Annotated in this window: 18 protein-coding genes; 11 read left to right on the forward strand and 7 right to left on the reverse strand. The window is 69.4% G+C overall.

Going from position 1 to position 21,193, the window contains the following annotated elements:
• Nucleotides 1-2 precede the first annotated feature (2 nt).
• From KIS93_RS31770 to KIS93_RS31785, 4 genes are all read right to left on the reverse strand, one after another.
• A complete protein-coding gene (locus KIS93_RS31770; protein ID WP_080044187.1) occupies nt 3-1,067 on the reverse strand; it encodes a mannosyltransferase family protein in 1,065 nt (354 codons plus the stop codon).
• Nucleotides 1,064-2,386, reverse strand: coding sequence for a glycosyltransferase family 87 protein (locus tag KIS93_RS31775; RefSeq protein ID WP_080044186.1), 1,323 nt, complete (start codon nt 2,384-2,386; stop codon nt 1,064-1,066). Before KIS93_RS31775 ends, KIS93_RS31770 begins: the two co-directional genes overlap by 4 nt.
• Nucleotides 2,383-4,968: a transglycosylase domain-containing protein gene (locus tag KIS93_RS31780; protein WP_080044185.1), complete on the reverse strand. Its 2,586-nt coding sequence runs from the start codon at nt 4,966-4,968 to the stop codon at nt 2,383-2,385. The genes KIS93_RS31775 and KIS93_RS31780 overlap by 4 nt, the downstream gene beginning before the upstream one ends.
• A 231-nt stretch (nt 4,969-5,199) precedes the next feature.
• Entirely contained in the window at nt 5,200-5,640 is a 441-nt protein-coding gene (locus tag KIS93_RS31785; RefSeq protein WP_335673908.1) for a DUF5318 family protein, read from the reverse strand.
• A gap of 79 nt (nt 5,641-5,719) precedes the next feature.
• On the opposite strand from KIS93_RS31785, the gene KIS93_RS31790 reads away from it, so the two are divergent.
• Entirely contained in the window at nt 5,720-6,310 is a 591-nt protein-coding gene (locus tag KIS93_RS31790) for a PadR family transcriptional regulator (protein ID WP_080044183.1), read from the forward strand.
• A gap of 13 nt (nt 6,311-6,323) precedes the next feature.
• Nucleotides 6,324-7,403: an inositol-3-phosphate synthase gene (locus KIS93_RS31795; RefSeq protein WP_168010913.1), complete on the forward strand. Its 1,080-nt coding sequence runs from the start codon at nt 6,324-6,326 to the stop codon at nt 7,401-7,403.
• Here KIS93_RS31795 and idi read toward each other — a convergent pair.
• Nucleotides 7,378-8,517, reverse strand: a complete 1,140-nt coding sequence (gene idi / locus KIS93_RS65850; RefSeq protein ID WP_246005386.1) for an isopentenyl-diphosphate Delta-isomerase — start codon at nt 8,515-8,517, stop codon at nt 7,378-7,380. The two genes, KIS93_RS31795 and idi, sit on opposite strands and share 26 nt — an antisense overlap.
• 108 nt (nt 8,518-8,625) lie before the next feature.
• Between idi and KIS93_RS31805 the strand changes: the two genes are divergently transcribed.
• Nucleotides 8,626-9,912: an MFS transporter gene (locus KIS93_RS31805; RefSeq protein ID WP_080044181.1), complete on the forward strand. Its 1,287-nt coding sequence runs from the start codon at nt 8,626-8,628 to the stop codon at nt 9,910-9,912.
• On the opposite strand, the gene KIS93_RS31810 is transcribed toward KIS93_RS31805, so the two are convergent.
• Nucleotides 9,892-11,292, reverse strand: a complete 1,401-nt coding sequence (locus tag KIS93_RS31810; protein WP_080044180.1) for a CCA tRNA nucleotidyltransferase — start codon at nt 11,290-11,292, stop codon at nt 9,892-9,894. The genes KIS93_RS31805 and KIS93_RS31810 overlap by 21 nt on opposite strands.
• A 151-nt stretch (nt 11,293-11,443) precedes the next feature.
• Between KIS93_RS31810 and KIS93_RS31815 the strand changes: the two genes are divergently transcribed.
• From KIS93_RS31815 to trxA, 8 genes are all read left to right on the forward strand, one after another.
• Entirely contained in the window at nt 11,444-11,959 is a 516-nt protein-coding gene (locus KIS93_RS31815; protein ID WP_080044179.1) for an aminoacyl-tRNA deacylase, read from the forward strand.
• 59 nt (nt 11,960-12,018) lie between these two features.
• Nucleotides 12,019-14,133, forward strand: coding sequence for a DUF6049 family protein (locus KIS93_RS31820; protein WP_080044178.1), 2,115 nt, complete (start codon nt 12,019-12,021; stop codon nt 14,131-14,133).
• Entirely contained in the window at nt 14,130-15,734 is a 1,605-nt protein-coding gene (gene murJ, locus KIS93_RS31825; RefSeq protein ID WP_230465701.1) for a murein biosynthesis integral membrane protein MurJ, read from the forward strand. Before KIS93_RS31820 ends, murJ begins: the two co-directional genes overlap by 4 nt.
• Before the next feature lie 166 nt (nt 15,735-15,900).
• Nucleotides 15,901-17,424: a protein kinase family protein gene (locus KIS93_RS31830; RefSeq protein WP_080044176.1), complete on the forward strand. Its 1,524-nt coding sequence runs from the start codon at nt 15,901-15,903 to the stop codon at nt 17,422-17,424.
• 15 nt (nt 17,425-17,439) lie between these two features.
• On the forward strand, nt 17,440-18,075 hold the full coding sequence (sigM, locus tag KIS93_RS31835) for an RNA polymerase sigma factor SigM (RefSeq protein WP_080044175.1): 636 nt from the start codon (nt 17,440-17,442) through the stop codon (nt 18,073-18,075).
• The gene (locus KIS93_RS31840) at nt 18,065-19,012 is read left to right on the forward strand and encodes an anti-sigma factor family protein (RefSeq protein WP_080044174.1); all 948 of its coding nucleotides are present in this window, start codon (nt 18,065-18,067) and stop codon (nt 19,010-19,012) included. Before sigM ends, KIS93_RS31840 begins: the two co-directional genes overlap by 11 nt.
• A 147-nt stretch (nt 19,013-19,159) precedes the next feature.
• Nucleotides 19,160-20,092 (forward strand): thioredoxin-disulfide reductase, encoded by a 933-nt coding sequence (trxB, locus tag KIS93_RS31845; RefSeq protein ID WP_080044173.1) that lies wholly within the window; start codon nt 19,160-19,162, stop codon nt 20,090-20,092.
• Between the two features lie 10 nt (nt 20,093-20,102).
• Entirely contained in the window at nt 20,103-20,417 is a 315-nt protein-coding gene (gene trxA, locus KIS93_RS31850) for a thioredoxin (protein ID WP_080044172.1), read from the forward strand.
• Between the two features lie 69 nt (nt 20,418-20,486).
• Here trxA and KIS93_RS31855 read toward each other — a convergent pair whose 3' ends face one another.
• Complete coding sequence (locus KIS93_RS31855; protein ID WP_080044171.1) at nt 20,487-21,104, reverse strand: GNAT family N-acetyltransferase; 618 nt, start codon at nt 21,102-21,104, stop codon at nt 20,487-20,489.
• Nucleotides 21,105-21,193: the final 89 nt, after the last annotated feature.

Genomic DNA, 21,193 nt, shown 5'->3' on the forward strand with positions numbered 1-21,193 from the left:
GCTCAGCCGGCCCAGGCCCCGTCCAGGAATCTCGCGGTGTTGACCAGCATCAACGGGCCCGAGATCAGCCCGTACAGCACGAACACCCACGTCCGCCTGGTCGCGGCCCTCGCGACCAGCACCCACAGCGGGAACCACAGCATCAGCGAGCGCGGGATCGACAGGTAGTACGCCGACGTCATCAGCGCCGCCGCCTGCGTCCCCGTGTAGACGGCCTCGCTCCACCGGCGCAGCACGAGCAGCCACACCAGCCCGGCCACGACCAGCACGGCCCCGACGATCTCCATGCGGAAGGCCACCGCGAAGTCACCCGACCCCATGGCCGAGCGCCACGTCGTCGCCCACGCCTGCCACGGCCAGGCGAAGTCGCGCCCCCATCCGGCCTCCTGCGCGTGCTTCCACGCCAGCCAGTCGCCGGTCCTGCCGTGCTGGTAGTACGAGTACGCGACCAGCGGCACGAACGGCACCGCCAGCCACCCGGCCTGCCGCCACGACTCCTTCCGGAGCACGAACTCCACGATGAGCGCGACCGCGAGGAACAACCCCGTGATCCGCACGCACGACGCCCCCGCCGCCAGCAGCCCCGCCGACAACCAGTTGCCCTGCCGGGCGGCCAGCCACGCCGGGATCGCGAAGGCCAGGAAGAGCGACTCGCTGTAGCCCGCCGCCAGGAACACCGCCATCGGGAAGAGCAGCAGCCCCAGCACGGCCATCCACCCGGAGGCGCCCTCGACCTCGGCCAGCCGGGCCAGCGCCAGCATCGCGACCGCGCCGGCGGCCAGCGAGACGAGCAGCCCGGCCGCGGCCCAGTCGGGCACCACGAGGTGCACCAGCCGCAGCACCGCCGGCAGCCCGGGGAAGAACGCGGGCAGCCCGTCGTCCGGCGGCTTGCCCGGCTCGCCGTCGTAGCCGTACTGGGCGATCGTGATGAACAGCGTGGCGTCCCACTTGCGCCACTTGTCGGCGTACGCACCCATCCCGACGCCGAGCACCGTGGCGACGAGCAGCCCGGCACGCGAGCCGAACCACAGCAGCAGCGCGTCCCGGCCGGCCGAGCGAGTGATCATCTCAGGGCGGACTGGAGGGTGAACCTGTCGGGGGCGTCGTCGAACACGCCGCCCGCCTGGTCGTCGATGTCGGCCTGCCGCACCACGTCCTTGTCGGGCCGCAGCACGTCACGCACGACGAACGCCATCATGATCCCGATCGTGATGATCCGGCCCCACACGGCGGTGAAGTACGTGTCGTCGCCGATGCCCAGGTCGTCCCGGCTGAGCGGCGGCTGCGCGAGCAGGTAGAGCCAGATCGCGACGAAGTACCACACCTCCGCGAGCTGCCACAGCACCAGCGGCTTCCAGTTCGGCCTGGCCAGCACCGCGAACGGCACCAGCCACAACACGAACTGCGGCGACCACACCTTGTTCGTCATCATGAACGCGGCCAACGCCAGGAAGCAGATCTGCGCCAGCCGGGGCCGGCGCGGCGCGGCCAGCGTCAGCACGGCGATGCCCAGGCACAGGATCGCCAGCGACACCATGCCGAGCTTGCTGACGTCGGCCTCGCCCAGCACGGGCCAGCCCTTGTTCTGGAAGAACAGCCACGGCGAGCCCCAGTCGACCCCGCGTTCCTGGGAGAAGACGTAGAACCTGCGCCACCCCTCCCACGCGAAGACCATGAACGGCACGTTGACCACGAGCCACGCGCCCACCGCCGCGCCCAGCGTGACGAGGAACGGCCGCCACCGCGCCGTCCGCCACGTCAGCAGGAACAACGCGCCCAGGAACATCAGCGGGTAGAACTTCGTCGCGATCGCCAGCCCCAGCAGCACCCCGGCCGCCACCTGGCGCTGCCGCTTCCACGCCAGCAGCATGCCCATGGACAGCGCGCCGGCCACCAGGTCCCAGTTGATGTAGGCGGCCAGCACCACGGCCGGCGAGATGGCGTACCAGAGCGGGTCCCAGCGCCGCGTCGGGCCGGCCACCGCGGCCATCAGCAGCACGCCCACCACGAGGCAGACGCCGAGCAGGACCACCGTCAGGTCGTAGAAGCGCACCGCCTGCGACACGTGGTCGGGCTCCAGCGCGCGGGCGATCCAGCTGAACACCTGCATGACCTCGCCCAGCACCACCGGGTACTCGACCTGCTTGTCGAACGGCACGTGCGCGAAGTACGGGTTCTCGGTGGCCAGCGCCCGGTCGAAGTACAGAGGGTAGATGTCGGTGTAGCAGAAGTTCGTGTAGGTGGAGACCTGGTCGTTCCACCCGCCGGTGCGGCACGGCAGCCGCACCACGTACGCGAGGGTCGCCCCCAGGGCCGCGATCAGCCCCAGGGGCAGGTACGGCACGGCACGCGCCACCCAGGGGGCGCGTGCCTCGGTGCTCGTCACCGGTCCTCTGGTCTGGTCGACTTCGGTCGCTCGCCGCTGGCTCTCGGCTCGGGCACGGAGCCCTGGCCCGCCAGGCCCACGTCGTTGGGGTTGGTCTCGGAGAAGTCGTCGCCGGTGTTGTCGTCGCCCGTGCTCACGTCGTCGTCGGGGACGGTGGCGTCGTTGCCGTCGCAGCCGATGAGGCAGTCGTCGTTGCCGCTGCCGTCGTCGAACGGATTGTCGGAGCCGAACGGGTTGTCGTCGCCCTCGGGCGTGGGCGTCGGCGTGGGGGTCGGGCTCGGCACGATGTTCTCCGGCACGCCCACCTCGGCCCGGTCGGGGAACTGCTCGACCGGCAGGTTCTCGTGGGCCATCTGCATGAACTTCTGCCAGGCGATCGTGGGCGGCCCGGCGCCCTCGAAACCGAGCGAGACCTCGTTGACCCTCGTGTACGGGTTGTTGTTGTTGTACTTCTTGCTGCCCTTGCGGAAGATCGGGCAGTTGGAGTGCTGCGGCGGGACGATCTTGCCCGTCTTGGTCACGCACTGCTCGCGGTAGAACCCGACCGCGGTCGAGATCTGCGGCGTGTAACCGACGAACCAGGCTTCCTTCTCGTCGTTGTTCGTGCCGGTCTTGCCGGCGGCCGGCCGGTTGCCCAGGCCCTTGCCCGCCGCGGTGCCGCCCGGCTGGAGCACCGCCTGCATGGCGACCGTGGCGTCGGCGGCGACGCCCTCGTCGATGACCCTCTTCGCGACGTCCTGCTCCGGGTAGGCGACCTTGCCGTTCTGCCTGACCTCCTGGACGACGTGGTACTTGGTGTACTTGCCGCCGTTGGCGAAGATCGAGTAGCCCGCGGCCTGCTCCACCGGCGTCACCAGCGCGCTGCCGATGGCGAACTGGTACTGGTGCTCCTTGACGTCGTCCTGCATGCGCTTCTCGTCGAAGCCGGCCGCCTCGACGAGGTTCTTGACGTCGTCGAGGCGGCCCGGCAGCGCGTACGCCATCGACACGTACGCGGTGTTGACCGACGCCGCGGTGGCCTTGACGACGTCGACGGCCGCGCCGACGTTGTGGCTGTTCCTGATGCCGCCCTTCTGCTGGCCCGGCAGCTCCTTCGGCACCGTCTGGTTGCCCGGCACGTAGCTCTTGAGCGACTTGCCCGCCTGCAGCCAGGCGGCCAGCACGTACGGCTTGAACGCGGACGCGGCCTGCTTGGTCGACTGGAACGGCTCGTTCCACGGGTCGGTGAGGTAGTCGTCACCGCCGTAGAAGGCCAGCACCCGCCCGTTCTTCGGGTTCACCGCGGCCAGGCCGCCGTGGAACTCGGTGCCCAGGTTGTACGCCTGCATCGTGCTCTTCACGGCCGTCTGGGCGGCCCTCATGAGCTTCCTGTCGAAGGTCGAGACGATGTGGTAGCCGCCGCTCTTGATCTCGTCGGCGGTCAGGCCGCGGCCCTCCAGCTCCTTGAGCACCTCGTGGACCATGTAGCCGTTGAGCCCGCCCAGGCCGTCGTTGCCGGCGGAGGCGCGCGTCTTCGGGAACTTGGCGGTCTGCGGGAGGCTGCCGTACTTGTCCGGCCACAGCTCGGCCATGTTGTTGATGACCTGCTTGAAGCGGGCCTGGAGCGCCGGCGAGTTGTGGTCCCAGTTCGGCTGCTGGATGCGGGCGGCGAGGTAGGCGCCCTGCTCCGGGGTCAGCTTCGCGGCGGTGATGTTCTTGCCGGGGAAGTACGCCTTCGCGGCGGCCTCGACGCCGTACGCGCGGCCGAAGTTGATGGTGTTGAGGTAGGTCTCGAGGATCTTCTCCTTCGACATGGTCTCGTCGAGCTTGACCGCGACGAAGATCTCCTTGACCTTGCGCTGGATGGAGACTTCCTGGCTGAGGCCGTCGTAGTAGCCGCGGGCCATCTGCTGGGTGATCGTCGAGGCGCCCTGGAGCTGCTGCCCCGTCGCGGTCATCCACACCGAGCGGGCCATGCCCGAGATGGAGATGCCGGAGTCCTCCCAGAACGTCTTGTTCTCGATGGCCACCGCGGCGTTCCTGACGTCCTCGTCCATCTTGGTGAACGGGACGATCTCGCGCTTGAAGCCGAGCCGCGCGATCTCGGTCTTGCCGTCGCGGTAGTAGATGGTGCTCTGCTGGGCCGTCGCCTCGCTCTGCGCCGACGTGGGGACCGGCGTGTTGGCGTACGCGACCATGATCATGCCGAACAGGCCGGCCGCGAGCACCACGACGCCCGCCACGACGATCTTCCAGCTCGGGACGAACCTGCGCCAGCCGCCCCGGCCGCCGCCCTTCTTCGTCGGCGGGCCAGGAGGCTCCGGCGGCTCGCCCGAGCCGCCGGAACTGCGCCGGCGCGAACGGCGCGGCGCGTCGCTGACCATCGTCTCCTGGTTGCCGAGGGCGCGCGTCTCCTGACGACCGCGGGAGCGCGGCGGCGGCTGCTCGGCGGGCCCGGCACCAGGATCGGCATGCGCGGCACGCGGGTCCGCATAGCCGGCGCGCGGGTCGGGCCGGCCCACGATGCGCGTCTCCGCCTGCCCGGCCCCGCGCGGATCCGCGCGTCGCTGCGGGGGCGGCTCGTCGTACGGCTGCGCGGCCATCGCGCCCGTCTGCTCGTACGCCGCTTCAGGACGACGGGGCGGCTGGGCCGCACTCCAGTCCGGCTCACCGGTTTGGGGTGGAGAACTCTGGGGCACAGAACGGGATGAGTTGGATCGACGGCGCCTCCCAGGGCGGGCCGTCCCCTCATTCATGCTGCTACTCACACGTCCTCACAACGTCGTCGGAACATAAACGGCGGTCGGGCGTGGGCTCCTCGCCGCCCTCGGTTTTCACGCTTGTCCGGCGAGATCAGGCGGTCCGTTCCCGAGGACGTACGAAACCGTCAGGTGATTCCAGGAACAACCTTGGCAGACCTCGACAACGTACACCCGGAACTCATCGTAATCATGAGCCATGGCGATGAGATCTGATGTGACCTTTGCCTGACCGGCATGCCTTCCGAGAGCATCGCCGTACACATAGGTCACGTTGGTGACGTTCTCCTTTTCGCACACCGGGCAGGGGCGTTCGGTCGGCTCGCCGAAGTGGCGCGCCGCACGAAGGAGGTAGGGCTGTGCGTCACAGACGTCACGGCGCGAAGCACGCCCCGAGCGCAGGGAGCGGACCACCGCCCGCTTCGCGAGGCCGTAATCCACCACCCTTCTCTGTGACCACATGAGCGCCAGACTACGGCGTTTTACGGGTTCATCCCAACGCCTTGGCAGATTCATAGATTGCGGCCATATAGCGCCCCGACGTATCTTGGGGATGTATCGGCTCGATACATCGACGCGAGAGGGGGCGGTTCCAGTGGCCAGCGGACAGGGCAGGGTCTTGGAACTGGCCGTGCTCGGGTCGCTGCACGAGACGCCGCTACACGGCTACGAGCTGCGCAAACGGCTCAACGCCCTGCTGGGGATGTTCCGTGCGTTCTCCTACGGGTCGCTGTACCCCTGTCTGCGATCACTTCTGGCTCAGGGCCTCATCGCCGAGGAGCAGCCCGCTCCGAGCGCGATCGTCGGCGGCAGGTCGAAGATCGTCTACAAGCTGACCGCCGAGGGCAAGGAACGCCTTCAGGACATGCTCACGCAGGCCGGTCCCTCCGCATGGGAGGACGAGAGCTTCGGCGTGCACTTCGCCTTCTTCCGCCACACGGAGGCCGAAGTGCGGCTGCGCATACTCGAAGGCCGCCGTAGCCGGCTCGAGGAGCGCCTCGACGCGGTGCGTACCGCACTGGCGCGCACCAGGGAGCGCCTCGACAGCTACACCCTCGAGCTGCAACGCCACGGGCTCGAGTCCGTCGAACGCGAGGTGCGCTGGCTGAACGAGCTGATCGCAACGGAGCGTCGGGCCTCAACAGAGGAGAGGCCCGAAAGAGATACCACGTCAACTGATGAGTAAGGGAGCGAGTGCGATGGGTTCGGTTCGCGTGGCCATTGTCGGTGTCGGCAACTGCGCGTCGTCGCTGGTCCAGGGCGTTCACTACTACAAGGACGCAGATCCGGACACACGGGTCCCGGGCCTGATGCACGTGAAGTTCGGCGACTACCACGTCGGCGACGTCGAGTTCGTCGCCGCCTTCGACGTGGACGCCAAGAAGGTCGGCCGCGACCTGTCCGAGGCGATCGTCGCCAGCGAGAACAACACGATCAAGATCTGCGACGTCCCGCCCACCGGCGTGACGGTGCAGCGTGGCCACACCTTCGACGGCCTTGGCGAGTTCTACCGCGAGATCATCGAGGAGTCCGACGAGGCGCCCGTCGATGTCGTCCAGGTGCTGCGTGACAACCAGGTCGACGTCCTCGTGTCGTACCTGCCCGTCGGGTCGGAGGAGGCCGACCGCTTCTACGCGCAGTGCGCCATCGACGCCAAGGTGGCGTTCGTCAACGCGCTGCCGGTCTTCATCGCCTCCGACCCCGAATGGGCCGAGAAGTTCACCGAGGCCGGCGTGCCGATCGTCGGCGACGACATCAAGTCGCAGGTCGGCGCCACCATCACGCACCGCGTCATGGCCAAGCTGTTCGAAGACCGCGGGGTCGAGCTGCTGCGCACGTACCAGCTCAACTTCGGCGGCAACATGGACTTCATGAACATGCTGGAGCGCAAGCGGCTCCAGTCCAAGAAGATCTCCAAGACGCAGTCCGTCACCTCCCAGATCCCCCACGAGATGGGCAAGGCCGACGTGCACATCGGGCCGTCCGACCACGTGCCGTGGCTCGACGACCGCAAGTGGGCGTACGTGCGGCTGGAAGGGCGGTCCTTCGGCGACACGCCGCTGAACCTGGAGTACAAGCTCGAGGTGTGGGACTCGCCGAACTCGGCGGGCATCATCATCGACGCCGTACGCGCCGCCAAGATCGCCCTCGACCGGGGCATCGGCGGGCCCATCCTGTCCGCCTCCTCGTACTTCATGAAGTCGCCGCCGAAGCAGTTCTCGGACGACGAGGCTCGCGAGTACGTCGAGAAGTTCATCCGCGGCGAGGTCGAACGCTGACCCACCCGACCCGCTGATCCTCCGTTGGCGCCGCGCCCCCTCTGCTCGGGGGCGCGGCGCCTTCGCGTCCCGCCCCGCCGCACGCAAGCCGCCCAGGGCCAGGCGCGCAGCACGGCACGCCCATCGCAACGTGCGGAGCGCGAAACGCAGCGTCAGCGCGAGCGCGCAGCACGCCCATCACGACGCGCACAGCGTGAGACGCAAGGCTCAGCACCGGCACGAGCGGCGGACGCGAAGCGGCGCACGCAAGACGCCCAGGGGCGGGGCGCACCGCACGGCGGCCTGCGGTGTGCTGAGCGCGAGGCGCAGCACGGCGGCGCTTCAGGCCCACCGCCTGCATAGGCGCCGCATCCCCGCCGCGCGCCGAGCCACGCCCGTGGTGCTGCGAGCGGTGCCCGCGCGAAGCGGAACGTGCGGGACGGGGAGCGCGGCGGGCCGGACACGAGGCGCAGGGCGCGAGGTCCACCGCGCCGACGTGGGCGGCGGACGCGAGGCGCCGAGCGCGGGGCGCGGGGGCGGGAGGGTGGGGGTCAGGGGCGGGCGGCTGGGGGAGGTCGGAGGGGGAGGCGGGTTGCCAGGTGAGGGGGTCGGAGCCGAGCTCGGCCAGAAGCGGCACCTGCTCCCTGCACCACGGCGAGATCGCCAGCAGCCCGTTCTGGGCGCCTTCGGCGAACTCCTTCCACGGCATCCAGCACGTCTCGGCCACCTCGTCCGGGTTGGGGGTGGCGGGCGCGTCGACGGTGACGCGGTAGACGGGGCAGAGTTCGTGCTCGACGATGCCGTTGGCCATTTCGGCCCGGTAGGAGAAGGCGGGCAGCATGAGGTCGGCGCTTTCGGCGGTGAGCCCCAGCTCGTAGGAGAGCCGCCGCACCACGGCGCGGTCGACGGGCTCGCCGGGCAGGGGGTGGCCGCAGCAGCTGTTGGTCCAGACGCTCGGCCAGGTGATCTTGTGGTCGGCCCTCTTGGTGAGCAGCACGCGGCCTTCGTGGTCGAAGACGTAGCTGGAGAAGGCCAGGTGGAGGGGGGTTTCGCGGCCGTGCACCGACGTCTTGGGCGCGGTGCCGAGCGCGCGCCCGGCCGGGTCGACCAGCACAACGTGTTCCTCAGTCGTCACGCTATGAAGCGTACGAGATGGCGTGTCCTGCCCGGAACCCCGTGCGCACCTGCGGTGCCAACCGTTTGTCGCATCCTAAACGAGGAGGAGCGGGGCTAGGCTGGCGGCGTGTCTTTTGTCGCCGATCTCCGCGTGGTCCTGCGGGGCCGGGACTTCAGAAGGTTGTTCAGCACCCGGCTGGTCTCCCAGTTCTCCGATGGGATCTTCCAGTTCGGGGTGACCGGGTTCGCCTTCTTCAGCCCCGAGAGCCAGACCACCGCGCTCGAAGTGGCCGCCGGGTTGGCCGTGCTGCTGTTGCCGTACAGCGTGCTCGGGCCTTTCGTGGGCGTCTTCATCGACCGATGGTCGCGGCGGCAGATCCTGGTGGTGGCGCCGTTCATCAGGGGTGTGCTGCTGCTGCTCGCGGCGGGTCTGGTGGCCGCGGACGTGCCGGACGCGTGGTTCTACGGGGCGGCGCTGGCGGTGCTGGGCGTCAACCGGTTCTTCCTGGCGGCACTGGGCGCGTCGCTGCCGCACGTGGTGCCGCCGGAGCGGCTGATCGCGGCGAACGCGGTGGTGCCGACGTCGGGCACGGTGGCCACGTTCGTGGGCGCGGGGCTGGGGTTCCTGCTGCGGGAGATCTTCGGCGGCTCGGATCCGGGGGTGGCGCTGCTGCTGGTCACGTCGGGCGTGGTGTTCGCGTTGAGCGCGCTGGTGGCGCGGACGATGGACCGTCAGCTGCTCGGCCCGTGGCCCGACCCGAACCGGCCGCAGGCGCGCCAGGCGCTGCGCAACGTCGTCACGGGGCTGGCCGACGGCGCCAGGCACCTGGTGGGGCACCGGGTGGCGGCGGCGACGATGGGCGCGATGGCCACGCACCGGTTCCTGTTCGGCATGTGCACCGCGCTCGGCATCATCCTCTACCGCTACTACTTCACCGACGGCGACGCCGACGCGGCGCTGCGCGGCATCGGCCTGGTCGTGGTCGCCGCCGGCATCGGCACGGCGCTGGCGGTGGTCATCACCCCGTACACGACCGAGCGGTTCGGGATCGAGCGCTGGGTGCAGATCGCGCTGGTCGCGGCCGGGGTGCTGACGGCGGCGCTGGTGCTGCCGTTCCAGGAGTGGGGGCTGCCGGTGGCGGGGTTCGTGCTGGGGCTGGCCGGGCAGAGCGTGAAGATCTGCGCCGACACGACCGTCCAGCGCGACGTGGAGGACATTTACCGGGGCCGCGCGTTCTCGATCTACGACATGCTGTTCAACGGCATGTACGTGCTCGCCGCGGCCCTTTCCGCGGCCATCCTGCCGCCCGACGGCAAGTCGTACGTGGCGGTGGTGATCATCTCGCTCGGCTACCCCGTGGCGGCGCTCGCCTACCGGATGATCACCGCCCGGTCACGCACCGAGGTCGTTTGACCGCGCCCACTCCAGCAGCGCCGCGGTGGCGGCCTCCTTGCCCAGCACGCCCTTGTCGAGCCTGAGGTCGAGCAGGAACTTGTAGGCCCGCCCGACCACCGGCCCCGGCCCGACGCCCAGCACCTGCTGGATCTCGTTGCCGTCGAGCTCGGGCCGGATCTTGGCCAGCTCCTCCTCCTCGGCGAGCCTGGCGATGCGCTCCTCAAGGTGGTCGTAGGTGCGGGACAGCGCCGCCGCCTTGCGCTTGTTGCGCGTGGTGCAGTCGGCCCTGGTCAGCTTGTGCAGCCGGGTCAGCAAGTGGCCGGCGTCGCGCACGTAGCGGCGCACGGCGCTGTCGGTCCACTCCCCCGTGCCGTAGCCGTGGAAGCGCAGGTGCAGCTCCACCAGCCGGGAGACGTCGGAGACGACGTCCTTGGGGAACTTCAGCTCGGTCATGCGCTTCTTCGTGAGCTGCGCCCCGACCACCTCGTGGTGGTGGAAGGAGACCCGGCCGCCGGCCTCGTGGCGGCGCGTCTTGGGCTTGCCGACGTCGTGCATGATCGCCGCCCAGCGCAGGATCCGGTCGGGCTTGCCGTCCTCCTCCTGCGCGATGGCCTGGTCGAGGACGGTGAGCGAGTGCTCGTAGACGTCCTTGTGGCGGTGGTGCTCGTCGATCTCCAGGCGCAGCTTGGGCAGCTCGGGCAGCACGTGGGCGGCCAGGCCGGTCTCGACGAGCAGGCGCAGGCCCTCGCGCGGGTTGGCGCCGCAGATGAGCTTGTCGAGCTCGTCGCGGATACGCTCGGCCGAGACGATCTCGATGCGCTCGGCCATCTCCGTCATCGCGGTCACGGCCCGCGGGTCGACCGTGAACCCGAGCTGCGAGGCGAACCTGGCGGCCCGCAGCATGCGCAGCGGGTCGTCGCCGAAGGACTGCTCGGGGGTGCCGGGCGTGCGCAGCAGGCGGGCCCGCAGGTCGCCGAGGCCGCCGTACGGGTCGACGAACTCGTGGCCGGGCAGGCGTACCGCCATCGCGTTGACCGCGAAGTCGCGCCGCTCCAGGTCGGCGTCGAGCGTCTCGCCGTACATGACCTCGGGCTTGCGGGACTTGGGGTCGTAGGACTCGCTGCGGTAGGTGGTGATCTCGATCAGCCAGCTCCCCTTGCGCAGGCCCACCGTGCCGAAGTCGATGCCGATCGTCCATACGGAGTCGGCCCAGCCCCTGACGATCTCCAGCACCCGCTCGGGGCGCGCGTCGGTGGTCAGGTCGAGGTCGTTGCCGATGCGGCCGAGCAGGAGGTCGCGTACGGGACCGCCGACGAGGGCCAGCTCATGGCCCTGGTCGGCGAACAGGCGGCCGAGCTCGTCGGCCACGGGAGCGATCTTGCGGAACAGGTCGTTCATGGCCCGCTGCTGGCTTTCGGTCAAGGTTGAGTCGGACAAACTGAGTCGGCCTTCTGCTTCCGGAACATATCCCCCGAGCCACACCAGGTCCGGGTTACCGTCGGTCAAGGGACGACCGTCGGGGGCCATGGACTGAGGCAAGGAGGACTATATGAAGGACGCCCTCGCGATCCACCGCTGGCTCCTCGCACACCAGGTCCATCATGAGATCGTACGCCTTCCGCGTCCCATGACATGCGCGGAAGAGCTGCCGGAGGCGGTCTCCGCCGCCCCTGAGCGGTGCCTGATGGTCACAGTGCTCGAAGTCACCACCTGGGTCGGCCGCGAGGTCGTCGTCGGGGTCACCTCCCCCGTCTCCTCGCCGCCGCGTCCCGGAGCCCTCGGCGGATTGCTCCGCGCGCGCCAGGTACGCCCCGCGCCGGCGCACGTGATCAACGCCACCACGGACTACGCCTGCGGGCTGGTGTGCCCGCTGCTGCTGCCCGAGTCGCTGCCGATGTTCATCGACGACCGGCTGCCGGCCGACACCGAGCCGTTCTTCACCGCCACGGGCGAGCGCCATACGGCCCTGTCGATGCGCTCGCTCGACCTGCTGGCCGTTCTCCCAGGCAAGATGGTGGACCTACGCGGTTCGCGCGCGAGAGGAGCGCGCGTGGCGGTCGCGTGACGGCACTGAGCCCGTACCATTGCGGGCGTGCGTCGTCGTAGTCCAGCCCGGGCATCCGCGTGATCCGTAAGGCCACGCTGCTCGCCGCGCTGTCCGCCGCGTTGCTCGCCCCCCTGGTGGCGGTGACGCCGGGCTCTGCTGCCGCGAAACAGCCGAGTGCCGTGGTGACGGCGCAGCGGCAGGGCTACGCGGTGTCGATCTCGTCGATCACCCCCGAGGCCCCGAGAAACCTGACCGATGAGATCAAGATCACCGGCACGGTGCGCAACGACTCGGGTGCCGACGTGACGGGGCTCCAGGTCCGTCTGCGTTACAGCAACCGGAAGTTCATCGACCGGGCGGCCATGACGGCCTACCAGAACGACCAGAGCACCACGACGCTGCCGGAGAGCGTCTCGACCCGCAACTCGTTCATGAACCTGCCGCCGCTCGCCGCGGGCGGCACGGCGCAGTGGACGATCACCGCGACGCCCGTGCAGCTCGGGCTGCGCGAGTTCGGCGTCTACCCGATCGCCGTGGACGTCGCCCAGTACTCGGTGCCGCAGGCCGCGCAGCGCACGTTCCTGACCTACGCCCCGGCGACCCCGCAGAAGCTGCCGCGCAACAAGATCGCCATCGCGCTGCCGGTCATCGACCAGCCGCACCGCTCCACCGACGACGGCGCGTTCGTGGACGACAAGCTGAGCCAGTCGCTGACCGGCCGGGGCCGCCTGGCGGACCTGGCGCGCATCGCGCAGTCGGCGCCGGCCACCGTCACCTGGGTGTTCGACCCGGCGCTGCTCGACGACGTCAACACGATGAGCAAGGGCTACAGCGTCCGCACCAAGGACGGCAAGGAGGAGAAGAAGCCCGCCAGCGCCGAGGCCGGCCAGTGGCTGACGACGATGCGCAGCGCGCTGGCCGCCTCCCCCGTGGTCGCGACCCCGTACGCCGACCCCGACGTGGCGGCGCTGGCCCACCAGGGCCTCGACACGCAGACCGGGCGGGCCATCGAGCTGGGCGGCCAGACGGCCAAGACACTCCTCAACCCCAACGTGAAGACGAACATCAACTGGCCGGCCGACGGCGTGCTCGACCCCGACGCGCTCGACCTGCTGTCGGTCAGCGACGTCGACACCGTCCTGCTCAACTCCACCAACCTGCCGCCGCAGCAGGCCCTCACCACCACGCCCGACGCGGCCGCGACCCTCGACTCGGTCAACGGCCCCGTGACGGCGCTGGTCGCCGACGCCGAGCTGAGCAGCCTGTTCGAGCAGGGTGGGGGCACCTCCGCGCTGCTCAGCACGCAGCGCTTCATCGCCGAGACCGCGATGATCGCCGCCGAGCCCGGCCAGACGCTCCCGAGGTCGCTGGTCGTCGCCCCCTCCCGGCGCTGGAACCCCAGCCCGACGCTCGTCACCGCCCTGATCAAGACCGCGGGCAAGCTGCCGTGGCTGCAGTCGGTCAAGCTGGAGACGATCAAGCCGGGCAAGGCGTCCGTCCCGCGCGCCGGCCTGACCTACACCGAGCAGGACCGCAAGGAGGAGCTGAGCCGCAAGTACCTCGACCCGGTCAAGGACACCTGGGCGAAGTCGCAGCTCACCTCGCTGATCATGCAGCAGAAGACGCAGTCCCGCTTCGACGCGGCGGTGCTGCGGCTGACCTCCTCCGCCTGGCGCAACAGCACGCGGGCGGGCCGCTCGGTGACCAACGCGGTCGAGAAGGCCGTGGACGACCGCCTCGCCGAGATCAACATCACCGGCGCCAGCCGCACGCTCGCGGGCAGCAACGGCGTGGTGCCGATCAGCGTGAAGAACGAGCTGAGCGACCCCATCGAGCTCTACATCGAGGTCAAGTCCGACAACCCCGAGCTGCTCACGGTGAACTTCGCGCAGGACGAGCCGCTGCTGATCTACGGCGGGCAGAGCGGCACCGTCCAGGTCCAGATGACCGCCGCCCCCGACACCAGTGGTGACGCCACCGTGACGGTGCAGCTCAAGACCGCCGACGGGCAGCCCTACGGCAAGCCGCAGCGGCTGACGATCCACACCACCGGTTACACGGGCATCGCCCTGGTGATCGTCGGCGCGGCCCTGACCGTCATGCTCGCCGCCGTGGTGACGCGCCTGCTGCGCCGCAGGTCCCAGCGCAAGCTCGCGCGCAGCGCCAAGAACCGGGAGAGTGAGACCGTATGAGCCGCATGCTTCGGGCCAGCGCCATCATGGCGGCGGGCACCATGGTGTCCAGGGTCACGGGGTTCGTGCGGACGATGGTGCTCGCGTACGCGATCGGCACCGCGGCACTGGGTGACGCCTACAACGCCGCGTACGCGATCCCGTACAGCATCCTCGACCTTCTACTCCTGGGCGTGCTGAGCAGCGTCGTCGTGCCGATGGTCGTGCGGGCCCAGCAGCACGACGAGGACGGCGGCCGGGCCTACGAGCAGCGCTTGCTGAGCCTCGCCACGGTCACGCTCGTCGTGGTAGCGGCGCTCTCCGTGCTGGCGGCGCCGCTGCTGATCGACCTCTACACCGACTGGGACGCGGGCAGCTGGAAGTTCGAGGTCGCGGTCATGCTGGCCCGCTTCATCCTGCCGCAGCTCGCCTTCTTCGGCGTCGGCGCGGTGGCCGGGGCCATCCTCAACACCCGCGACCGCTACGGCGCCCCCATGTGGGCCCCGGTCCTCAACAACGTGGTCGTCATCTGCGTGTTCCTGCTCTACGCCGTGGTCGGCTCGGGCAGCGACCTCGACCGCGTCACCACGTTCGACCTGGCGCTGCTCGGCGTCGGCACCACGGCCGGCATCGTCGCGCAGGCGGCGGTGCTGATCGTGGCGCTGCGGCGGGCCGGGTTCTCCTTCGTGCCGCGCTTCGACCTGCGCAACGCGCGGCTCGGCGAGATGGCCAAGGCCGGCGTCTGGACGATCGGCTACGTCGTCGTCACCCAGCTCGGCTTCGTGCTGACCACCAACCTGTCCAGCCGGGCGGGCGACCTGGTCCCCGGGCACGGCATCAGCCCGTACACGCTGGCGTTCCAGCTTTTCCAGCTTCCGTACGGCGTCATCGGCGTCTCCGTGATCACCGCGATGCTGCCGCGCATGAGCCGGTCCGTCGCCGAGGGGCGCTTCGACGAGGTGCGCGCCGAGTTCGGGTCGAGCGTGCGGCTGGTCTGCTCGCTGATGGTGCCGGTGTCGCTGCTGCTCATGGTGCTCGGGCCGGCGATCACCGTGCCCATCTACGGCCACGGCGCCAACAGCGTCGCCGACGCCGTCTACATCGGCAACGTGCTGCAGGTGTACGGGCTGGCGCTGGTGCCGTTCGCGATCTTCCAGCTCCTGCTGCGGGTGTTCTACAGCTTCGGCGACACCCGGACGCCGGTGTTCATCGGGGCGGGCACGACGGCGGTCAACGCGGTGTTCATGGTGCTGCTGTACCTGGTGCTGCCGCCCGCGTACGTGGTGATGGGGCTGGCGCTGGCGTACGCGATCGCGTACGGGCTGGGCGCGGTGCTGGCCTGGTGGCTGGCCGGCCGGCGGGTGGGCGGCCTGGGCGGCTGGGCCGTCGGCATGTCGCTGACCAGGATGTACCTGGCCGCGCTGCCCACCGCCGTGCTGGCGCTGGCGGCCGTGTGGGTGGTCACCGGGATTTTCGGCGGGCTCGGCTTCCTCAATTCGGTCATAGTGCTCGCCATCGGCGGCGGGCTGGGTATGGTGCTCTATCTCGGCGTGGCCCACAGAATGCGCATCCCGGAGGTCAACTCGATCGTTGGGATGGTCGCGAGACGGGTAGGTCGGTAAAGAACGCGATCGGAATCTACTCGGCACTACCATGGAGCCCGACACGCGCGAATGGAAGCAGGAGGGGCGTGGGCGGATCCACCCGGCATAACGTGCCTTCGTGGGACACGACCACGCAGGTGAGTCGAACCATGAAGACGCCCGATCGGCCAAGCGGAGTGAGCCAGTGAGCAGCACGTCGGCCGTCGAACCCGGCACCCGTCTCGCCGAGCGCTTCCGGCTGGAGGACCGCGTCAGCGAGTCCGACGGCGCCACCTTGTGGAAGGCGATCGACGAGATCCTTGCCCGCCCCGTGGCGGTGCACACGTTCGCACCCGACTTCCCGCGGGTCCACGAGGTCGTCACGGCCGCCCGCGCGGCGAGCCGGCTGACCGACCCGCGCCTGACCCAGGTCTTCGACGCCGCCGAAGACGACAAGAGCGCCTACGTCGTCAGCGAGTGGGTCACCGGCGAGACGCTGACCGACCTGCTGGCCAACGGCCCGCTGGAGCCCGAGCGGGCGGCGGGCCTGGTCGCCGAGGCGGCCGAGGCGCTCGCGCACGCCCACGAGGCGCAGCTCTACCACCTGTGCCTGCGCCCCTCCCACCTCATGTGGACGAACGGCAACACGGTCAAGGTGCTCGGCGTGGCCGTCGACGCGGCCATGTGGGGGCTCACGACCGACCAGCCGGCGCTCGACGACGCCGAGGGGCTCGGCCGGCTGCTGTACGCGGGCCTGACCGGCCACTGGCCGGGCGACGAGGAGGAGGGCGGCCTGCCCGCCGCCCCCATGATCGACGGCCACTTCTGCACGCCCCGCCAGGTCACCGCCGGCGTGCCCGGCTACCTCGACACGATCACCGTGCGGGCCTGCCTGCCCGAGTCGCGCAAGGGGCAGGGGGCGCTGGCCAGCCCCGCCGAGGTCGCCGAGTCGCTGGCCGACGTGGCCAGGCCGATGCCGATCCCGATCTCCTACCCCTCCACGCCCGCGGTCGCGTCGGCGTCCCACACGGAGGGTCTGGAGCTCGCCCACCGGCCGAAGTCCGCCCCCGTCCCGCCGCTGCCGCCGCCCCCGATGCAGCGGCGTCCCCAGGGCGGCGGTGGCAGCACGCTCAACCGCGTGCTGATGACGCTGGTGGTGCTGCTCGTCATCGCCGCCGTCGGCGTCGGCGCCTGGACGATCGGCCGCAGCCTGGGCAGCCCCACCCAGCCGCAGACGGCCACCAACACCCCCACCTCGACCAAGTCGGCCACCATCAACGCCGAGGCGGTCAAGCCGAAGAACGCCAAGGGCTTCGACCCGCTCGGCGACGGCGACGAGAAGACCGACATCGCCAAGCTGGCCATCGACGGCAAGCCCGGCACGCTGTGGAAGACCGAGACCTACACCAGCGCCGACCTGGGCCGGCTCAAGGACGGCGTGGGCCTGCTGCTCGACATGGGCAAGCCCATGCAGATCAGCGACGTGGTGGCGACGCTGTCGGAGGCGCCGGGCGCCACGGTCGAGCTGAAGGTGGGCGACTCCCCCGAGCTCGGCTCGCTGAAGACGGTCGCGACCGAGAAGAACGCCGCAGGTAAAACCACTCTCACCCCGGAGAAGGCGACCAGCGGTCAGTACGTTTTGATCTGGTTTACGCGTGTTCCGACGGATGCAGGCACTTTTCATGGCACCATCTATGAGGTAGTGGTGCACTCTCCCGGATCGGCATAATCAGGAATCTCTCTTGTGAACTCCCCACCCGAGACACCCTCAGCAGCGGAGCGGCCGGCGATCACAGACGCCGAGCTGCTGACCGCGCATATCAACGGGGATCCACACGCCTTCAGTGAAATCGTCAAAAGGCACCGCGACCGCATGTGGGCGGTCGCACTGCGTACGCTCGGTGACCCCGACGAGGCCGCCGACGCCGTGCAGGACGCCTTCGTCTCCGCATACCGCAAGGCCGCCACGTTCCGTGGCGAGGCGGCCGTCACCACCTGGCTGCACCGGATCGTGGTCAACGCCTGCCTCGACCGGATGCGCCGCAAGTCCGTCAGACCTGTCGCCGACGACGAGCTGATCGAGGCCGCGGAGCGCGAGACTCCCCTGCCCGACCAGACCCTCGAACGCGAGGTCTCGATGGAGGTTTCGGCTGCTCTGAAACTGCTGCCCGCCGACCAGCGGGCGGCGCTCGTACTGGTGGACATGATGGGCTATTCAGTCGAAGACGCAGCTCAGGTGCTCCAGGTGCCGAGCGGCACCGTGAAGAGCCGATGCGCACGGGGGCGCGCGAAACTTGCCCCAATTCTTTCGCATCTGCGGAACCGTTCGGACCTCAATCGCGTCTCATCCGCGAAGGGAGCAGAACTTCGTGACGGGTGATACGCACTACGATCTGGAAACCCTCGCCGAGCTGGCAGAGGGTCTCCTGGACGCCGGCACGGCGCGCCAGGTCCGCGAGCATCTCGCGGTCTGCGACCCCTGTGGGGAGCTTCTGGCCGACCTGGCGGCGGTTCGCGAGGTGCTGGCCGCGACGCCCACACCGGCTATGCCGATGGGTGTCGCACTGCGCATCGACAAGGCCTTGGCCGCCGAGGCGGAGTCCAGGCGAGGCGGAGGTGTCGGCCTCGCGGAAGCACCGGACTGGGATGAGCTCATGCGGGACGCCCCGTGGGAGCGAGCGGCCCAGGAGCCCGTACGTCTGGGCGCCGTGGCCTCCTCAGAGCCTGAGGAGAGGCCAGAGCCGGTCCGCCTGGGCGTCGTCTCCGACGACGGCACCATCGTCCCCGCGAGGACCCGCAGCATGCGGCGGCGGCGCTGGGCGATGCCCGCGGTCGCGGCCGCGGCGGCGGCCGTCGTGGTCGGTACGGCGGTGGCCTCCACCGGGTTGCTGGCCAGTGGGGGTGGTGACAGCGGCACGAGCGTCGCGCCGCCACCGGTCGCCCTGCCACCGGTGCAGTCCGCCCAGCCGTCCTCCGAGCCCACCAGGAACGCTCAGCGGGCCAGGGACGTCTATGTGACCAACAGCGACCACAACTACAGCGATCCAGAGCTGCGCATGTCGCTGGAGAGCTTCATGGCTCCCGCTCCCGCCATCCCGGGCGACTCCAATGACGCGGGCAAGGTGGCCAAGTGCGTCAGCGCGGTCTCCAAGCGGGCCCACCTGAAGGTGTTCGCGGTGGACCAGGGGCAGTACAACGGCCAGGAGGCGCTCATCATGGCGTCCTGGAAGCAGCGGGCCGCCAAGAAGGTCCGTATCGACGTCGTCGACCCGTTCAACTGCAAGAACCTGCGTAAGCCCGCACTGGGCCGCTGGTAACCGGCCGCACGTACGTAAACCCGCGTCAGAGCCCGCTTCGGCGGGCTCTTTCGTTTCTCCCAGCGTTGCCGGGTAGGGCAGGGAATCAGGGCGCTCTAGGATCTGTTGACGCCGGTGCACACAACAGACCAGGAAGGCGTGGGAACGTTGAGCGACGTCCGTAACGTGATCATCATTGGTTCCGGCCCTGCCGGTTACACGGCGGCCGTCTACTCCGCGCGCGCCGAGCTGAAGCCGCTCGTCTTCGAGGGCTCCGTGACCGCGGGCGGCGCGCTCATGAACACCACCGACGTGGAGAACTTCCCCGGGTTCCCCGACGGCATCATGGGCCCCGACCTCATGGACAACCTGCGCAAGCAGGCCGAGCGTTTCGGCGCCGAGCTGGTGGCGGACGACGTCGTCGAGGTCGACCTCAACGCCAACCCCAAGGTCATCAAGACCCACACCGACACCTACTACGCCAAGTCGGTCATCCTGGCGATGGGTTCCGGTTACCGCGAGCTGGGGCTGGCGAACGAGAAGCGGCTTTCCGGCCACGGTGTGTCCTGGTGTGCGACCTGTGACGGCTTCTTCTTCCGCAACAAGGACATCGTGGTCGTCGGCGGCGGCGACACCGCGATGGAGGAGGCCACGTTCCTGACCCGGTTCGGCCGCATGGTGACCGTGGTGCACCGCCGCGACGAGCTGCGCGCCAGCAAGATCATGCAGGAGCGCGCGTTCGCCAACGACAAGATCCGCTTCGTCTGGGACTCCGAGGTCGTGGACGTCCTCGGTGAGACCAAGGTCGAGGCGGTGAAGCTGCGTAACGTCAAGACGGGCGAGGAGTGCGAGCTGGCGACCGACGCGCTGTTCCTGGCGATCGGTCACGACCCGCGCACCGAGCTGGTCAAGGGCCAGATCGACCTCGACGAAGACGGCTACATCAAGGTGGCCTCGCCGTCCACGGCGACCAACATCGAGGGCGTGTTCGCCGCCGGCGACGTCGTCGACCACACCTACCGCCAGGCGATCACCGCGGCGGGCACCGGCTGTGCGGCCTCGCTCGACTCCGAGCGCTGGCTGGCCAACAACGAGAAGTAAGGAGCGCACCGTGAAGGCTGTCACCGACGCCACTTTCGCATCCGAGGTCCTCAAGAGCGACAAGCCCGTGCTGGTCGATTTCTGGGCGGAGTGGTGCGGCCCCTGCCGCCAGGTCGCGCCCATCCTCCAGGAGATCGCCAACGAGCACGGCGACAAGCTGGAGATCGTGAAGCTGAACATCGACGAGAACCCTGAGGTGCCCCGCCAGTACGGTGTGCTCCAGATCCCGACGATGAACGTCTACAAGGGTGGAGAGGTCGTGAAGCAGATCATCGGCGCCAAGCCGAAGGCCATGCTGCTGCGCGAGCTCGAGGGCATCATCTAGGACGCCCATGAGAAAGCCCCCGCCTGGCGCGGGGGCTTTCTCATGGGCTCTGGTGGCGCTGAGGAGGCTTCAGACGGGACGTAGGGCCCGTTCCGGGCTCATGGAGCCGAGGAGGCGTTCGAGGGCCACCTCGACGTCCTCACGCCACGACACGGCGCTCTTCAGCTCCAGGCGCAACCGCGGGAACCTCAAATGGGGACGAACTGTCTTAAACCCCACAGAAAGCAAGTATTCCGCTGGAACGACGCAACTAGGCTCTTCCCACTTCAGATCCCCGAAAGCTTCAATGGCCTTCACGCCGCGCCGCGTCAGATCCTTGGCCACCCCCTGGATCAGCATCCGGCCCAGCCCGCCACCCGAGAACTCGGGAATGATGTGCGCCGTCATCAGCAACACCGCGTCGGCGCTCACCGGCGAGGTGGGAAAGGCGACCGAACGCGGGCTGTAGAGCGGCGGGCTGTAGAGCACGAAACCCGCGGGCACGCCGTCGACGTAGGCGATCTTCCCGCAGCTCCCCCACTCCAGCAGCGTGCCGGAGATCCAGGCCTCCTTCTCCAGCCTTGGATCGCCGGAGTCCAGTGCTCGCTCCCCGCTCATGGGGTCGAGCTCCCAGAACACGCACGTCCGGCAGCGGCGCGGGAGATCATCAAGATTGTCCAGGGTTATGTTGACCAGCCGGCGCGACAACTACGGCCCCTATCGTTGACCCGGAAAAGCGCGCGAAAACCGCGTCTACAGGTGGCATCGTAGCCCAGTGAAGATGTCGCCACCGGACA

Origin of the sequence: [Actinomadura] parvosata subsp. kistnae, from assembly GCF_900323885.1 — a bacterium.
Lineage (GTDB): Bacteria > Actinomycetota > Actinomycetes > Streptosporangiales > Streptosporangiaceae > Nonomuraea > Nonomuraea composti.

What these genes read in the sequence shown, in the direction of transcription:
- KIS93_RS31770 (WP_080044187.1), bottom strand. Translation starts at nt 1,067, where the DNA reads ATGATCACTCGCTCGGCCGGCCGGGACGCGCTGCTGCTGTGGTTCGGC.
- KIS93_RS31780 (WP_080044185.1), bottom strand. Translation starts at nt 4,968, where the DNA reads ATGGCCGCGCAGCCGTACGACGAGCCGCCCCCGCAGCGACGCGCGGAT.
- KIS93_RS31785 (WP_335673908.1), bottom strand. Translation starts at nt 5,640, where the DNA reads ATGAATCTGCCAAGGCGTTGGGATGAACCCGTAAAACGCCGTAGTCTG.
- KIS93_RS31795 (WP_168010913.1), top strand. Translation starts at nt 6,324, where the DNA reads ATGGGTTCGGTTCGCGTGGCCATTGTCGGTGTCGGCAACTGCGCGTCG.
- KIS93_RS31810 (WP_080044180.1), bottom strand. Translation starts at nt 11,292, where the DNA reads ATGAACGACCTGTTCCGCAAGATCGCTCCCGTGGCCGACGAGCTCGGC.
- KIS93_RS31815 (WP_080044179.1), top strand. Translation starts at nt 11,444, where the DNA reads ATGAAGGACGCCCTCGCGATCCACCGCTGGCTCCTCGCACACCAGGTC.
- murJ (WP_230465701.1), top strand. Translation starts at nt 14,130, where the DNA reads ATGAGCCGCATGCTTCGGGCCAGCGCCATCATGGCGGCGGGCACCATG.